The organism is Methylobacterium sp. NMS14P, assembly GCF_028583545.1.
Taxonomy (GTDB): Bacteria; Pseudomonadota; Alphaproteobacteria; order Rhizobiales; family Beijerinckiaceae; genus Methylobacterium.
Map to the genome: position 1 here is coordinate 432809 of NZ_CP087107.1, position 15861 is coordinate 448669.

General features: G+C 70.0%; 13 protein-coding genes. 6 read left to right on the plus strand and 7 right to left on the minus strand.

Annotation, left to right across the window (positions count from 1 at the left end; all coding sequences use genetic code 11):
* Positions 1–3: 3 nt before the first annotated feature.
* From LOK46_RS31825 to LOK46_RS31845, 5 genes are all read right to left on the minus strand, one after another.
* Positions 4–1488 carry an MATE family efflux transporter gene (locus LOK46_RS31825; RefSeq protein WP_273564879.1) on the minus strand — a complete coding sequence of 495 codons (1485 nt, stop codon included), beginning with the start codon at positions 1486–1488 and terminating at the stop codon, positions 4–6.
* A gap of 111 nt (positions 1489–1599) precedes the next feature.
* Positions 1600–2145, minus strand: coding sequence for a PaaI family thioesterase (locus LOK46_RS31830; protein WP_273564880.1), 546 nt, complete (start codon positions 2143–2145; stop codon positions 1600–1602).
* 234 nt (positions 2146–2379) lie between these two features.
* Positions 2380–2922 (minus strand): TetR family transcriptional regulator, encoded by a 543-nt coding sequence (locus LOK46_RS31835; RefSeq protein ID WP_273564881.1) that lies wholly within the window; start codon positions 2920–2922, stop codon positions 2380–2382.
* Between the two features lie 250 nt (positions 2923–3172).
* Positions 3173–6286 carry an efflux RND transporter permease subunit gene (locus tag LOK46_RS31840; protein WP_273564882.1) on the minus strand — a complete coding sequence of 1038 codons (3114 nt, stop codon included), beginning with the start codon at positions 6284–6286 and terminating at the stop codon, positions 3173–3175.
* Entirely contained in the window at positions 6283–7368 is a 1086-nt protein-coding gene (locus LOK46_RS31845) for an efflux RND transporter periplasmic adaptor subunit (RefSeq protein WP_273564883.1), read from the minus strand. Before LOK46_RS31845 ends, LOK46_RS31840 begins: the two co-directional genes overlap by 4 nt.
* A 455-nt stretch (positions 7369–7823) precedes the next feature.
* Between LOK46_RS31845 and LOK46_RS31850 the strand changes: the two genes are divergently transcribed.
* Positions 7824–8234 carry a group III truncated hemoglobin gene (locus LOK46_RS31850; RefSeq protein ID WP_273564884.1) on the plus strand — a complete coding sequence of 137 codons (411 nt, stop codon included), beginning with the start codon at positions 7824–7826 and terminating at the stop codon, positions 8232–8234.
* 103 nt (positions 8235–8337) lie between these two features.
* On the opposite strand, the gene LOK46_RS31855 is transcribed toward LOK46_RS31850, so the two are convergent.
* The gene (locus LOK46_RS31855; RefSeq protein WP_273564885.1) at positions 8338–9549 is read right to left on the minus strand and encodes an MFS transporter; all 1212 of its coding nucleotides are present in this window, start codon (positions 9547–9549) and stop codon (positions 8338–8340) included.
* Between the two features lie 449 nt (positions 9550–9998).
* On the opposite strand from LOK46_RS31855, the gene LOK46_RS31860 reads away from it, so the two are divergent.
* The 3 genes from LOK46_RS31860 to LOK46_RS31870 all read left to right on the plus strand — a co-directional run bounded on the left by LOK46_RS31860 (position 9999) and on the right by LOK46_RS31870 (position 13312).
* Entirely contained in the window at positions 9999–10661 is a 663-nt protein-coding gene (locus LOK46_RS31860; protein WP_273564886.1) for a ribonuclease H family protein, read from the plus strand.
* 304 nt (positions 10662–10965) lie between these two features.
* Positions 10966–11940 (plus strand): helix-turn-helix domain-containing protein, encoded by a 975-nt coding sequence (locus LOK46_RS31865; RefSeq protein ID WP_273564887.1) that lies wholly within the window; start codon positions 10966–10968, stop codon positions 11938–11940.
* Positions 11941–12319: 379 nt separating this feature from the next.
* The gene (locus tag LOK46_RS31870; protein ID WP_273564888.1) at positions 12320–13312 is read left to right on the plus strand and encodes a hypothetical protein; all 993 of its coding nucleotides are present in this window, start codon (positions 12320–12322) and stop codon (positions 13310–13312) included.
* Positions 13313–13883: 571 nt separating this feature from the next.
* Here LOK46_RS31870 and LOK46_RS31875 read toward each other — a convergent pair.
* The gene (locus LOK46_RS31875) at positions 13884–14177 is read right to left on the minus strand and encodes a hypothetical protein (protein WP_273564889.1); all 294 of its coding nucleotides are present in this window, start codon (positions 14175–14177) and stop codon (positions 13884–13886) included.
* Between the two features lie 387 nt (positions 14178–14564).
* Here LOK46_RS31875 and LOK46_RS31880 point away from each other — a divergent pair, with 387 nt between their 5' ends.
* Both LOK46_RS31880 and LOK46_RS31885 read left to right on the plus strand, forming a co-directional pair.
* Complete coding sequence (locus LOK46_RS31880) at positions 14565–14786, plus strand: hypothetical protein (protein ID WP_273564890.1); 222 nt, start codon at positions 14565–14567, stop codon at positions 14784–14786.
* A gap of 229 nt (positions 14787–15015) precedes the next feature.
* Positions 15016–15441, plus strand: coding sequence for a DUF2059 domain-containing protein (locus tag LOK46_RS31885; RefSeq protein WP_273564891.1), 426 nt, complete (start codon positions 15016–15018; stop codon positions 15439–15441).
* Positions 15442–15861: the final 420 nt, after the last annotated feature.

Consider the following 15861-nt stretch of genomic DNA (forward strand, 5'->3'; position numbering starts at 1 on the left):
TCGTCATCGCCCCGACGGTGCCGGGGCGTCACGACGCGTCGCGTCGCGCGTGCCCATCGGCTCCGGTCCGGGCATCGCGGCCCGCCGGGCGAGGCTTCCAGCCGCCGCGACGGCTCCGGGCACCGCGGCCATCTCGGGCGCGGCCTTGGTTCGGATCATCCGTCCCGTGGCGAAGGCGGTGGCATTGACGAGGCCCATGGTGACGAAGCCGGCCGAGAGGGCGGCGAACATCCCGGCCAAGCCGAGCCCGAGCACGGCCGCGATCCAGGCGCCGCCCAGCGCCACCCCCAGCCGGAGCAGGCTGGCGGTGAGCGGCCAGCCGACGCGGCCGGCGCCCTGGGCGGCGAAGTAGAGGGCGAGGCCGGCCCCGAAGAACCCGTAGAAGGGCCCGGCGATCCGGAGATACGATGAGCCGGTGGCCATCATGGCCGCGTCGCCCCCGAACAGGCTCAGCCAGGTCTCGGGATACGCGGCCGCCGCGAGGCCGATGGCCTCCGTCAGGCCGCCGGCCACGAGGGCGCCGGTCAGCGCGGCCCGGCGGGCGCGGGCTTCCATGCCGGCGCCGAGGGCCGTCCCGACGAGCGCCGCGATGGGCGAGCCGAGCCCGAACACGAGCGGGACCAGCAGGTACTCCAGCCGCGCGCCGGTGCCGTATCCGGCCACCGCCGCCGGCCCCGCCGTCCCGACGAAGCCGGTCGCCGCGATGACTGTGACGTTCGAGGTCACGCTGGCGATGCCCGACAGAAGGCCGATGCGCAGGATCTCACGGGACGGTGCCCAGGTCAGAATCGGGGGACGCCGGCTCGGGCGCAGGACGCCGCGGCCGGACCAGATGTAGGCGGCGAAGACGGCGGAGCCCACGGCGTAGTAGCCCGCGAAGGCGACGCCGCCGCCCACGACCCCGAGCCTGGGGAGCGGGCCCCAGCCGAAGATCAGCGCGGGCGAGAGCGGGATCAGCACGGCGGCCCCGGCGCAGGTGACGCCGGCCGGGAGCGCCATGTTGCCGGTCCCGCGGATCACCGCCGCCAGCGCGTTGAACAGCCAGATCAGGATCGCCGCGCCGAACACGACGCCCGCGTAGGCGGTCGCGGCCCCGAGCGAGCCCCCGGTGCCGCCCATGGCGGCGTACAGCCTCGGGCCCAGGGGGAGGGCGAGGAGGCTGGTGACGGCACCCAGCCCGAGGCCGATCGCGGCGGCGTGCCAGGCGAGGAGATCTGCCTCCGCCCGCCGGCCCGCGCCCAGGGTGCGCGAGACCGCCGACTGGATGCCGCCGCCCATGCCGCCGGCGGACAGCATCTGGACGAGCATCACCACCGGGAAGACGAGGGCCATGCCGGCCAAGGCATCGGTTCCGAGTTCCGCGACGAAGTACGTCTCGATCAGGCCGATGGAGGTCTGGACGACCATGACCACGACGTTCGGCACGGCCATTCGGGCCAGGGTCGGCACGAGAGGCGCTTCGAGCAGGCGGCGCGTGCGGATGTCCATGGCGGGGACCTCACAGTCTCACGGATCGCGGCCGAGCGCCCGCGATGGCGATAGGGCTCGAGACCGACTTTCGGTGCGGTGCAGGCACCCGGGCGGCGACGGCCTGCGCGGTCAGCCGGCGGCCGGCGTCCGCGCTCCGGGCAGATCGAACAGGAGGCAGGTCGTGCTCGCGGTCGCGACGAGGCGGCCGGACTCGTCGCTGAGGCGGCCCTCGGCCACGGCCTGCTGCCGACCGGCGTGGACGACCTGCCCGACCGCGGTCAGCAGGCCGGACCTCTCGGTGGCGGCCCGCAGGAAATTCAGCTTGAACTCCAGCGTCGTGTAACCGCGACCGACCGGCAAGGTCGCGTGCACGGCACAGCCCATGACGCTGTCGAGCAGCGTGGCGAGGGAGCCGCCGTGGACGGAGCCCAGCGGGTTGAAGAGGTACTCCGCGGCCGGCATGCACATCCGGGCCGTGCCGGGATCGACCGACACGAATTCGATGCCGAGCAGCTGGATCGCGGGCGGCGGCGGGATCTCCCCCGCGATGAGCGCGCGCAGGAAGTCGATCCCCGCGAGGGCTTGTCCCGCCGCGGCGATGGAGCGGGGATCCGCCCATTCGACGATCCTCCGCCGCGAAGGCTCGGGCGATCTCGAAGCCGCGTCGCCGGTCATCGGTGAACCTTCTGGAATCGGGGGCGGGCGACGGAGGCGCGGCCTCGCGGGCGACCCAGGCGGGCCGCGTCGGGTCCGCGATCCAATTTTCAATGTTGACCGTAATCTATATGGATGCGGGTCGCAATCTAAAAGCGCGGGGTGCGGCGCGTCCGGCTCGCCGGGCGACGCGCGATGCGCGATGCGCCGCCCCGACGGTGCGGCAGCCCGGGCCAGGCGCCGCCTTGGATCGACTCAGACCGGGATCGCGGAGCGCGCCGCCTCGAGCAACTCACTGGCCAGGGCCTCGTCGTCGACGCCCCGCGCCAGCACCACCGCCCCCACCATGGTCGATAGCGCGATCAGGGAGCGCTGCCTGCGGCGCTCCTTCGAAGCTCTGGGCAGCCTGTCCGCGATGAGGCCGGCGAGCCCCTTGACCCCCTGCGTGAACCGCGACCGCAGGGCGCTTCCGGGCGGCTCGCGCCCGACGTCGTTCACCAGCGCCGCCACGGGGCAGCCTCTCCCCGGCGTCCGGACGTGCCCGAGGGAGAGATAGTTCTCGATGAAGGCGTCGAGGTTCGCGCGGTACTCGGCGCCGATCGCGGCGTCGAACGCCTCCGCGGCGAGGGCGTCCTTGTTGGCGAACTGACCGTAGAAGCCGCCATGGGTCAGGCCGGCGGCCGCCATGATGTCGACGACGCCGATCCCGTGCAGGCCGCGCTCCCGGAACAGGGCCGATGCGACCTCGACCACGCGCTGGCGGTTCAGCTTGGCTTGCTCCTGCGAGACCCTTGGCATCGTACCGTCCTCCGCACCGCTCTCTCACATAGATGCGAGATGTCATTTATTGAAGGGAGGGCGACCCGCGGATGCTCGAGACCCGGCGGATGGCGGCGTCGCGGTCGCGCCGCGGCCGCCGGTCAGGGCTGTCGACCGGCCCGCGCGAGGGGGCGAAGCGCGGGCCGGTCGATGCACCGCGCGCCCGAGACGCGAACGCGCGATCGCGGGATGCCCCGGACAGCGGGGCATCGGTGGGGGTGATGCCGGGTCAGGGCTCGGCCGGCACCGGCACCGGTGCGGGGCCGGACGCGGTCCGCGCCGCGCGCGCGTCCCGCTTCACCCGGAACCAGAGGGCGTAGAGGGCCGGCAGGAACAGCAGCGTCAGCAGGGTCCCGACCCCGACGCCGCCGATCAGCACGTAGGCCAGCGCCCCCCAGAACACCGAGTGGGTGAGCGGGACGAAGGCGAGCATCGCGGCGGCGGCCGTCAGGATCACCGGTCGGGCCCGCCGCACCGTCGACTCGACGATGGCCTCGTAGTCCGACAGGCCCGCCGCGCGGTCGTGGTGGATCTGGTCCACCAGGATCAGCGTGTTGCGCATCAGGATGCCCGACAGCGCGATCAGGCCGAGGATCGCGTTGAAGCCGAAGGGCTGGTGGAAGACAAGCAGCGTCGGGACGGCCCCGACGAGGCCGAGCGGCGCGGTCGCGAACACCATGACCATGGTGGTGAACGAGCGCACCTGCAGCATGATGACCGTCAGCGTCACGATCAGCATCAGCGGGAAGACCGTCACCAGCGCCCTCATCGCCTTCTCGCTCTCCTCCACCGAGCCGGCCGTGTCGATGCGGTAGCCGGGCGGCAGCTTCGCCTTGATGGCCGCGAGTTCGGGCACGATCTGCGCGTGGATGTCCGGCGGCTGCTTGCCGTCGATCACGTCGCCCTGCACGCGGATGTAGCTCTCGCGGTTGTAGCGCTTGAGCACCGCGTCCTCGTTGCGGCTCTCCAGGTGCGCGACCTGGGAGAGCGGCACCTGCCGCCCGTCCCGCGTGGCCAGCGTCAGGTCGCCGATGTCGCCGAGCGAGCGGCGCTCGGGGCCGGGGCTGCGCAGGAGCACGTCCACGGAGCGCAGGTTCTCGCGGACCTGGGTCGCCGGCGTCCCGTTGAGGTAGCTCTGCAGCTGCTGGCCGGCCTCCTTCGGCGTCAGGCCGATCAGGCGCAGGCGTTCCTGGTCGAGGGCGAGGTGCAGGGTCGGCGTCCTGTCGCCCCAGTCGAGGTGGACGAGGCGCATGTTGGGGTTGGCCATCATGACGTCGCGCACCTCCGCGGCGATGCCCCGGACGACGTTGAGGTCGGGACCGACCACCCGGAAGGCGACGGGGAAGCGCACCGGCGGCCCGAACACGATCTGCAGCACCCGCACCCGCGCCTCGGGGAAGAGGCCCTCGTCGACGAGCCGCCGCACCTTGACCCGAAGCGCGTCGCGGGCGTGGGCGTCGGCGGTCTGGACGACGATCTGCGCGAAGGCGGGGTCCGGCAGCTCCGGGTCGAACGAGAGCACGAAGCGCGGCATGCCCTGGCCGATATAGCTCGTGATCTCGCCCGCCTCGGGGAGCGCGCGCACGGCCGCCTCGACCCTCCGGACGCTCGCCTCGGTGGTGGCGAAGGCGGAGCCGGTCGGCAGCGTCACCTCGACGATGAGCTCGGAGCGCTCCGAGTTCGGGAAGAACTGCTTCTCGACCTTGCCCATGCCGACCGCGGCCGCCGCGAACAGCGCCACGGTGATGCCGGCGGCCATCCACTTGTGATCGACCGAGAGCCGAACGACCCGGCGCAGGCGCTGGTAGTTCCGCGTGGCGTAGATCGCGGCGTGCCCGCCCTCGACCTTCTTGATGTCGGGGAGGAGCTTGACGCCGAGGTAGGGCGTGAAAGTCACGGCCACGATCCACGACACGATCAGCGAGAAGGCCACCACCCAGAAGATGTTGCCGGCATACTCGCCCGCCGTAGAGGCGGCGAAGCCCACCGGCAGGAAGCCCGCGATGGTGACGAGCGTGCCGGTCAGCATCGGCGCGGCGGTGGCGCTCCAGGCATAGGTCGCCGCCGAGACCCGGTCGGCGCCTTCCTCCATGCGCACCACCATCATCTCGATGGCGATGATGGCGTCGTCGACGAGGAGGCCCAGCGAGATGATCAGGGCGCCGAGCGTGATGCGGTCGAAGTCGCGGCCGGTGATCATCATGACCACGAACACCGCCGAGAGGGTCAGCGGCACGGCCAGCGCCACCACGATGCCGACCCGGAAGCCCAGGGCCACGAGGCTCACGAAGATCACCACCGAGAGCGCGGTGAAGAACTTCACCATGAACTCGTGGATGGCGTCGTCGATCACCTTCGCCTGGTCGGTGATTTTCGTGAAGGTGATGCCGGTCGGGAGTTCGTGATGGATCGCGACCTCCTCGGCGTTCAGCGCCTCGCCCAGGCTGAGGCCGTTGAAGCCCGGCTTCATCACGAGCCCCAGCACCAGGGCCGGCGCGCCGTCGTTGCGGATCGCGAAGACCTTCGGGTCCTCGTAGCCGCGCCTCACCGCGGCGATGTCGCCGAGCTTGAGGCTGCGGTCGCCGGCCGCCACCGGGAGGTCGCGGATCGCGTCGAGGCCGTCGATGGCGCCGTCGAGCCGCAGGTACACGCGCGGGCCGTCGGCCTCGACGAAGCCGGCCGGGGTCACGTCGTTCTGGTTGGCGAGCGCCGCCAGGAGCTGCTGGCCGGTGATGCCCAGAGTCGCGAGGCGCTGGTAGGAGACCTCGACGAAGATCTTCTGCGCCTGCTCGCCGAGGATGTTGATCTTCTCGACGCCGGGCACGCGCAGCAGCCGCTGGCGCAGGTCCTCGGCGCGCAGCACGAGATGCCGGTGCGGCAGCCCTTCGGCCTGGAGCGCGTAGAGGGCGAAGTAGACGTCCGAGAACTCGTCGTTGAAGAGCGGCCCGAGCACGCCGCGCGGCAGGCTGGAGGCCTGGTCGGAGAGCTTCTTGCGCGCCTGGTAGAACTCCGACTGGAGCTTGGCCGGCGGCATGTTGTCCTTGAAGAAGACCTTCATCAGCATCAGGCCGGGGCGGACGGTCGTCTCGACCCGGTCGTAGTAGACGAGCTCCTGGAGCCGCTTCTCCAGCGGGTCGGCGACCTGCCGCTGCATCTCGTCGGTGGTCGCGCCGGGCCAGGCGGCCGAGACCGCCATGGTCTTGACCGTGAAGGTCGGGTCCTCGGCGCGCCCGAGCTTCTCGAAGGCGAAGATCCCGGCCGCGGTGACGGCGAGCAGGAGGAACAGCGTGACGGCGCGCTCGCGCACCGCCAGGGCCGAGAGGTTGAAGCCGGAGGCGGTCATCGGCCGGCCTCCGCCATGCTCGCGGTCGCCTGCCGGACCGTCTGCCCCGCCTTGAGCAGATGGGCGCCGAGCGCGACGACGCGGTCGCCGGGGTTCAGGCCGGAGGCGATCTCGGCGTTCTCCTCCGCCAGGCGCGCGACGGTGACGGGCTGCGCCGCGACGGTCTGGGTCTCGGCGTCGTAGCGCCAGACGGCCGAGCCGCCGCCCTGGTCGAACAGGGCCCCGAGCGGCACGGACACCGAAGCCCGCGCCTGTGCCTGGACGGGAGTCAGCTGGAGCGTCACGGTCGCCCCGAGGGGCGCGGTCTCGCCCCCGCCCGAGAGGATGTAGCGGGCGCGGTAGGTGCGGGTCGCCGGGTCGGCCGTGGCCGACAACTCCCGGAGCTTGGCCGGGTAGGTGGTCTCCCCCTCGGCGTAGAGGGTCGCCGACGCCGCGCCCTGGGCCAGCTGCCGGCTTCCCTCCGGCAGGAACACCTCCGCCTCGCGGGCGCCGTCGCGGGCGAGCCTCACCACCGTCTGCCCGGCGGCGACGACCTGCCCGGGCTCGGTCGGCACCTCCATCACGACCCCGTCGGCATCGGCCTGGAGCTCGGAATAGCCGGCCTGGTTGGCGATCTGGCCGGCCTGGGCCTCGGCGTTGGCGAACTGGGCGATGGCGGCGTCGGCGGCCGCCTTGTTCTGGTCGTAGGTCTGCTTCGAGGTCCAGCCGTCGCCGACGAGCCTGCGGCTGCGCTCCTCGTCGGCCCTGGCCTTGATCATCTGCGCGCGGGCCGCCTCGACCGAGGCGCGGGCCGCGTTGAGCGCCAGGGTGAAGTCGGTCCGGTCGAGCCGCATCAGGGGCTGCCCGAGGCGCACGTGGTCGCCCGGGTCGACGAGGCGCTCGAAGATCTTGCCGCCGACCCGGAAGCCGAGATTGCTCTCGGTGCGGGCCCGGATGACCCCGGTGTAGCGCGCGACGGCCGCCGCGGCGGGCGCGACCGCGACGGTCTGGACCAGCGCCGGCTCCGGCGTGACGGCGGTCTCGGCCGGCGAGCATGCCGCGAGTGCCAAGCCGGCGAACCCGATCACCCATCGCGCATCCATGGCCGTAACCCCGTCGCCAGCTGGTCGCCTAAAAATTATGTCTATCATCTATTATGGCTCGGCATCGCGGTCAAGGGTTCCCCCTCGTCGCCCGGTCCGCGGGCCCGCTTCGGCGACGGCCGAGGACGTGCGGTCGATGGGCGATGCCCTCTGGCAGGTTCCGCCGACCCGCGGGCGTCGCGCCCGGTCGACGGCGAGGATCGGCGCGCTTCGGAGGGTCTCGGGTTCACGGGCGGCGGCGCGTCCGCCGGCCGCACGTGCCCGGGCGGACGCGGGGCGCTCGGCCAGATGCGTCCGGCAGCCAGATGCCCAGGCGGGGCGCGCGAGACGGCCTCGGTCGTGGTCGAAGGCCGGCACTGGCCGGTGGCTGAGGCTCAAGCTCGCCCCTCGGGCTGTCGACCCGGCGAGCGTCCCGTCCCCTTGAAGAGACCGGCCCCTGCCGGCATCTCACGATCATGCCCGATGTCGCACTCGACGAGGCCAGCCTCGCCCGCTTTCTCGATGCCTTCTACGGCCGCGTGCGCGGCGATGGGCTGATCGGACCCGTCTTCGCGGCCGCGATCCCCGACTCGGACTGGCCCCGGCACATGGAGACCGTCCGGGCGTTCTGGTCTTCGGTCCTCTTCAAGTCAGGCCGGTACAAGGGCAATCCGTTCGGCAAACACCTCGCGCTGGGCCGACTCCAACCCGAGCACTTCGCGCGCTGGCTCGGCCTGTTCGAGGAAACGGCCTCCGCCCACTTCTCACCCGAACCTGCCGCCCTCCTGATCGAGCGCGCTCACCGCATCGGCGACAGTCTGAAGGCGGGCCTGTTCTTCCGGCCCGACGAGTCGCCCGTGCGCGAGACAGGATCGGCCGCGCCGTGACCCCCAGAACGGTTCGGGCGTGATGCGCGCGGCGAGCCGGGACTGGCGGGCGGCCGCGCGACCGGCCTGACGGCACGAGAGTCCGGGAACAGGTCCGGCACTCTCAGAGCGCGGCCAGACCCGTGCGCGCGCGGCGGCAGTGGATCAGCCACAGCACGATCGCCACGTTGACGGCGTTCCAGGCCAACCCGTTGACGAACGCCGCATGGTAGGAGCCGGTGGCGTCGAAGATCACCCCCGTGAGCCAGCCGCCGAGCGCCATGCCGGCCAGCGTCGCCATCAGCACCGCACCGATCCGCGCCCCGGCCTCCTCGGCGGGGAGGTACTCGCGCACGATGATCGCGTAGGCCGGCACGATGCCGCCCTGGAACAGGCCGAACAGGGCCGAGATCACGTAGAGCGAGGTCAGGTCGTCGAACGCGAGATAGAGCGCGAGTGCCGCCGCCTGCAGCAGCGCACCGGCCAGCAGCGTCGCGAGCCCGCCGATCCGGTCGGCGACGAAGCCCGACGCGACCCGGCTGACGATGCCGAAGCCGAGCATCAGCGACAGCATCTGCGCGCCCCGGGCGACGCCGTAACCGAGATCGCTGCAGTACGCCACGATGTGGACCTGCGGCATCGCCATCGCCACGCAGCACGCGAGACCGGCCACGACCAGGAGGCCCTGCATCGCCGCGGGCGACAGCGTCGTCACGGCCTGGGGGCCGGCCGCGCGCGTTGCCGGTGCCCGTGGCGGCCGGCCGCGCATCAGCAGCGCGAGGGGCAGCATGGCGACGAGGCAGAGCAGGCCGATGCCGGCCTGCGTCGCGCGCCAGCCGAAAGCGTGGACACCCCGCTCCACCACCGGCGGCCAGAGCGTGCCCGCGAGGTAATTGCCGGACGCGCACAGCGCGACGGCGAGCCCCCGCCGCCGCCAGAACCAGCGCGACACGTCGGCCATCAGCGGCCCGAACGCGACCGAGCTGCCGAGCGCCCCGACGAGCACGCCGTGCACGAGGGCGAACTGCCAGAGGTTCGTCGAGAGGGCGCTGAGCCCGTAGCCGAGGGCGAGGCACACGGCGCCGAGGACCAGCGGCGGCACGATGCCGATGCGATCCGCGAGCCGCCCCATCAGGAGGCCGCCGATCGCGAAGCCGAGCATCGTCAGGGTATAGGGCAGGGCGGCCGCAGCCCGATCAACCCCGAATTCGGCCTGGACCGCGGGCAGCACGACGACGACCGACCACATGCCGACGCCCCCGACCGTGCCGAGCGCCGTCGCCGCGGCGAGCCGACGCCAGGCCCGGCCAGAGTCAGCGATCCCGTCCTCAGCCATTCCGGCGCACATCTGTCTCCGTCCCTGGAGCGCGTTTCACACGAAAGCGCCCTCGTCGCCAGCGCGGAGCCCGATCGTCGGGACGGTCCTCGGAAAGCCCGGTCGCTCGGCACCCGGTGCGGCCACCCGGCGGACCGCGCCGTCGTCGCCAGGGCGGACGCCGGCGACGGGTTCGTGAGCAACGCCTCGCCCTGCCGAGCTGATCAGGTCTCGGCCAGAAGGCCGCGGGGCGGCCGCTCCGCTCGGAGGGGCAGGCCCGCGACGATCTCGATCCCGCCGGTGAGCGCCCGACCGGCCCTGGCACGGCGCGGGATCGGTGATAGACGGGCTGCCCAGCGCGCCGCACGCCAGCGGCACAGGCCTGGCTTGGGGCTACCATCTGTCAGCCGATTTCGGGCATCGATGGCGGCCATCCACCGACCACCGCGTACGAGAGGGCTGACGCCAGGATGCGAACGATCGTTTATGCCGATGGCGGTTGCGACCCGAATCCCGGACCTGGGGGGTGGGGCGTCGTCATCGCGGCCCCGGACGGCACGGTCGAGCTGTGCGGCGGAGAGCCCGGCACCACGACCAACAACCGGATGGAGCTGACGGCCGCGATCAAGGGCCTCGAGCATTTTCCCGCCGGGGCCGCGATCGAGATGCGGTGCGACAGCCAGTACGTCGTCAAATCCGTGACCGAGTGGATGCGCGGTTGGAAGGCGAGGGGCTGGCGTTCCACCACGGGTGACGTGAAGAACGTCGATCTCATGAAGCGCCTCGACGAACTGAACGCGGCGCGCGACGTGAAGTGGACCTGGGTCCGGGGGCATGCCGGCGACCGTCTCAACGAGCGCGCCGACGCGCTCGTCCACCGGGGCCGTCGCGAAGCGAAGCTCGGCAAGCTCGAGTCGCGCAACACCGCTGCACCCATACCCGCTCCCACCGCCGCACCGGCGCCGTCGAGCCGGGGCGCCGACCTGCGCGTCGATCTCGCGCTCGGTCTCCAGGTTGCTCGGGCCGCGAAGGCGGCGGGTGTCACGCCCGACGCCCTGGTCGACGACGCGATTCGCTTCTACCTCGAGATCGGGCCGAGCGAGGTCGCACGCCTGCGATCGGGCCGAACGTAGCGGACGAGGCCGAATGCGGCGGCGCCAGATCGCCGCTTCGGCCCGAACTTCGCTGCATGCGTCCGCTGCCCGAACAGCAGAAGGCTCGCCCTCGGGCCGCTCACGTCGGTTCGAGGCGGTTTGCCCGAAGAGCTGCGCCAGTTTGATCTCCGCGGGCCCGTTCCCGGGCGGCCGTGCGTGGTAGCGGACGTCCCCTCCGCGCCCGTAGCCGGCGCGCAAATCTTGAGTGGCCAAATTATATACAATAGACGGTCGCCTCCCCATCTCTCGCCGCCGAACGGCGAGCTGTGCGCGCAGGCCGCGGATGCTACCGCTCTTCTCGACGGACGGAATTCATCCCCGGAACGCGTTTCGTCGATGGCGGGAGATGGTCTGCGAGCGGCTGGTGCCGGCCGATCTGCGGACCCTCCAAGACGCCCCTTTCCAGGGCCGTCTGGATGGGTCGAGCATCGGCCCACTGCCGATCTCGCGCTTCTCTCACACGGCGGTGCGAACCGAGGCGACGGCCGACGCGGTCCGGCGCAATGGCCAGCACGACCGGGTCTACGCGGTCATGAAGCTCTCCGGCCGGGACGCCATCCAGCAAGGCGACCGAGAGGCGGTGAGCCGGACGGGCGACTTCGTCGTCCTCGATGCACGCCCGGCTGTCATCCAGACGGAGACGGGCAGCGCGCTGGTCCTCGACCTGCCGCGCGAGCGTTTCGAGGCCATGCTGGGTCCGTCCCGGCTGTTCAGTGTCCTCACGGTCGGAGCAGGCCTCGCCTCCACGACGCTGGCGAACACGTACATCCGGGATCTGATCCAGGTGAGCGATCGGCTCAGCCCCGACGCGGCCACCCGCATGGCGTCGATCGGGATCGACCTGATCGTGGCGAGCCTCTCCGAACGAATGGCGCAGGAGGTGCCGCGTTCCATCCACGGCAACGTCACGGTCCAGCGCGCCAAGGCGTATATCGAGGCGAACCTGGGCGACCCGACGCTGGACCCGCCGCAACTCGCCGCCGCGATGGGCGTGTCGCTGCGCCGGCTGCAGGAGTTGTTCCACGAGCGGGGCCGCCACATCTCCGATTACATCTGGGAGCGCCGGCTCCAAGTGGCAGCCAAGCGGCTGGCTGATCCGGCCTGCCTCCACTTGTCGATCGGCATGCTGGCTTACGGGTGCGGCTTCTCGAACCAAGCCCATTTCGCCCGCCGCTTCAAGGCGCGTCACGGTATGGCTCCGCGAGAATACAGGATTGCCTCCGCTCTGAGCGGATCCAGTACCGAGCCCGATTCCTGACCCAGGGTGGTTTGATGGGGGCGCCGCGTAACGGGGGCAGGCGTCCGGCCGGTCGTTCGATCCGCACCGCCGGTCCGCCGCCGGGCGGCAGTGCCGGGAAGCGGACGCGATCATCGCGCCCACTCACGGCTCCGGAGACGGACATTTGCGCGGGCACCGATTGATATGATTTTAGCAGATGCGGCGGCAGCTAGTTATTGACCGCGGCATGAGCATCGATAATAGATGAAATATCTCGGGGCTACAGCTGCTTATGCCCTATGGAGCATCTCGTTGTAACGGAACAGCTCGGCTCTTCGAAGTGTGTATTTGTAGGGTGCCAAGGCGTTTTCGAAGATTATTTATAGCCATTTTTCGAAATTTCAGGAATCGATCCTCCATGGGAATCGTTCGGAAAATCGTCGTCGTCATACAAAAAGTCGCTCACAGGATACTGCAGTGGCCGTCTAAGGCGGTTCACCAGATATATTCAATTGACATCATAAGGACGAGAAGGGAGAACAGCAGGGCGGAGTCTGTACGGGCCCATAACTCCAGTTTGTCAGTATTGAGAGATGACGAAAGATTGTTGGGGCAGAGTTTGGTGGAGGATGGGTTCTGCGTAACGGAAGCCGAGATGTTCGGATCGTTCGGGGACGCAAAATTTCAGGCCGCCGCGAACGAGATTTATAATCGCATGGAGGAGCATTACCTCGGGACTGGCCGGAGCATCGATGCCGTAAAATTACTCAGCATGTATCCCTCGCTGTTGGATCAATTCAAGGTCGTCTTTCGCGCCGGGCTCGACATCCGGCTTCTGGCAATCATCGAACATTATCTGAAGCTTCCCGTTGCTTACGGGGGCGTCGATGTATTTTTTACTATAGCCGACGGGTCCGAAAGGGGCGCGAGAACCTGGCATAGGGACAGTGAAGATAATCCCATGGTGAAAGTTGCCGTCTATCTCAACGACGTTGACGAGAGTGGCGGCCCCCTGGAAATCCTTCATCTGCAGCACGTCTCCGCTGAATCGAAGAGATTCCGCGGATTTATGCATCAAAAACTCGAAAAACTCGAGAGCGAAGGTAAAATCAAATTCAAAATAACGTCCTTCGTAGGCTCCAAAGGAACCGTAATACTCTGCGATACATTCAAATATTTCCACAGGGGCAAGCCCGCGACAGGGCAAAACCGAAGGGCGCTCTTTTTTAATTACTACGGCAACAAGCCTCTGACCCCGTATTTTTGCCCAAATCCACCCTTCTCAGCTCATAAAATGGAAGATTTGGTTTCGGATCTCTCTGCAAAACAGAGGGACGCGGCTCTGTGGCGCGAGACGCTGACAGGCTTCGACAGATGGGTCACGAAAAAAAAGCCGTATCTGAACGTTTAGATTGTCGCGCGGCATCAAGACGTCCGTGGATATTTCGCAGAGCTGAGAAAGACGATGCCACCCGGTGGTGATTTGCTGGACGCGCGATAAACGACGGCGATCGAGAAACTCTCGGTGGCGCTCCGCTTGACCGAGATGGTTCGGGCGCCGAGTGGGCGCTCCGGGCGGTCTTCCCACCGACCGCACCCGTCGCGCGACGCGGCAGAAGCGGCCGTCGGGGTGGCGCCGCTGAGTTCGTGCCACGATACCGTGCGAGGCGATTGCGGGCTCCGCACGCCGGATCTGGGTCGCCGTCGCAACCTCGATGAAGTAGCCGCCTCTGGCCTTGAAGTAGAGCGTCCAGGCCCCGAGGTACTCGCGCGGCTCGGGCACCGCCCCGCCGTCGGCTCCGAGGCGAGCGTTCAGCGCGTCGACCCGCTCCCGGCTCTCCTGGATGAAGCCGAAGGCCACCCGGACAACCGACCGGGCTGTGGCTTCGACACGTCCGCGTCCGGGCGAGGCAGCAGGCGACAGCCCGTCAAGGGTCACGCTCGGATAGCTCGTGGCCGTTCCGTGACCTTCGGGGCCCGGCCTACTCGCAGACCTCGACCCGCCGAACGTGCTCGTACCCGTACGGGTCGACGTAGGCGCGTCGCTCGAAGTGGCAGGCGCCGTACGGATCGGGCGCGGCGTAGACGGGGCGACCCGGGTAGTACCCGCTGTTGGCCGACGCGATGGCGCTGCCAGCCACGACGCCGCCGAGAATGCCCAGCGCCACGGCGCCGCCGACGCCGATGCCGCGCGCCTGAGCGGCCGGCGGAGTGGCGCAGAGTGCCAGAGCGACCAGGGCAGCCGCACCGCCGGTCCGCAGAAACGTTTGACGCATGGTGTCCTCCCATCCCTCGATGCGGCTACCATGAGCCCGTAACCGCCGGTTCTCGGTGCTGATCGGCACACCGAGTCCGGCGCGCACCGTGCTCGACGCGGGAGGGCGCCCGACAGGTCCCGGAGCGCCTTCCGGACCGGCGTGCACCAGCACCGCCGCCGATCGTCCGGTTCGGCGGCGCACTCGCGAACTCGCGCCCCGGGGCGCGTCTTCGTGTCAGGATCGGGCGCCGCGGCGATCGACCGACCGACGGGAGCGCGCCAGCTGCCACTCGGTCGGTCGCGGCCGGAGCGGTCCATGTCGGCCCGGGGCGTGCCGTTCAGTCAACGTTGAGAGGGGGCATCCGGGATGGGAAGTGAAGCGCGACACCCGCAATCGCGAGCCGCGATGGCCGTGTTCGTCGCCGTCGGCATCGCCTTGGCGGGGGCCGGTACGATCGGCTGGCGCTGGTACAACTACGTCACGGCCGGCGCCTCGCCCTACGACGAGGTCGGCATCGAGGTGAACCGCCGCCTGCCGGAGCCGCTCCGCGCGTGGGGCTGCCAGCGCATCAAGGAGCGCTTCCCCCGCGCCGTGCCACCCTACGGCTGCCAGCCCGGACAGGTCTGACGGCTGCCGGGGCGCCGGGCGATCCCGCGCTGTCATCGATCCTGTTCAGGGCTGTGGTAGCAACCCGGACCGGCCGCGCGGCCTTCTGAAGCGCGCGGCGCTCGTGAACGGGGTCACCATGCGCGTCTCTGCACTTGTCGTCGGCTTGTGCCTGGCCTCCACGCCGCTCGGCGCGGCGCGGGCACAACCGGCTCCGAAGCCTGCTCCCACGACGGCGCCGGATCCGGCCTTGCTGAAGGTTGCCCGGGAGACCGTCGCGCAGATGCAGGGCGACCGCACCGCGACGCTCGGCTCGATGGCGGCCCCCATGATCGGCATGATGCAGCAGATCGGGATCAAGGAGCCCGACAAGGCGCAGGTGCTGGTGCAGGAGGTCGTCATGCCGACCCTGACCGCGCACTACGACGAGCTGCTCGACATCCAGGCGCGCGGTTTCGCCACCGTCCTGAACAAGGACGAGTTGCAGGCCATCGCGGCCTTCTACGCGACGCCCGCCGGGAAGCGCCTCGCGGCAGCCCAGCCGCAACTCGCCCAGATTCAGCTCGCGGGCATGCAGCAATGGATCCAGTCCGTGATGCCCGAGATGCAGGGCAAGCTGACGACGGCCATCCAGGCCCACGGCTGGGCGCCGGGCGGAGCGGCGAAGCCGCGTTGAGCCTCGCCGCGAGCCGCGACGTCTTCGAAGCAGAGCGGCGCCCTGCTTCGAAGGCGTTGATAGGCCAGTCCCGACGCGCGGCGCCGGGACAGCGCGCCCGAACGCTCAGGCCGTGCGGAGAGCCTGAACGGTCAGCCGATGGCCCAGAACAGCGGCAGCGCGCCCGCGAGGAACAGGGCCGAGGAGACGAGCACGGCGAGGCGCTCGCGATGGTGCAGGACGAAGGCGTGAGGGCTGGCGAACATGGCACGGTCGGATCGGTGGAGAGGTCATCACGCTCGCTCCTGAACCTTGACGGATCGAGGGCGCTGCGCGCTGTCCACAGGTGATGGCCGATCCCTGTCGCTGCCGCGCCACATCCTTTCGGATGTGCTCGAGCGCACCTCGCGGACCGCCCATCTGGTATACCAAGTTCCTCGG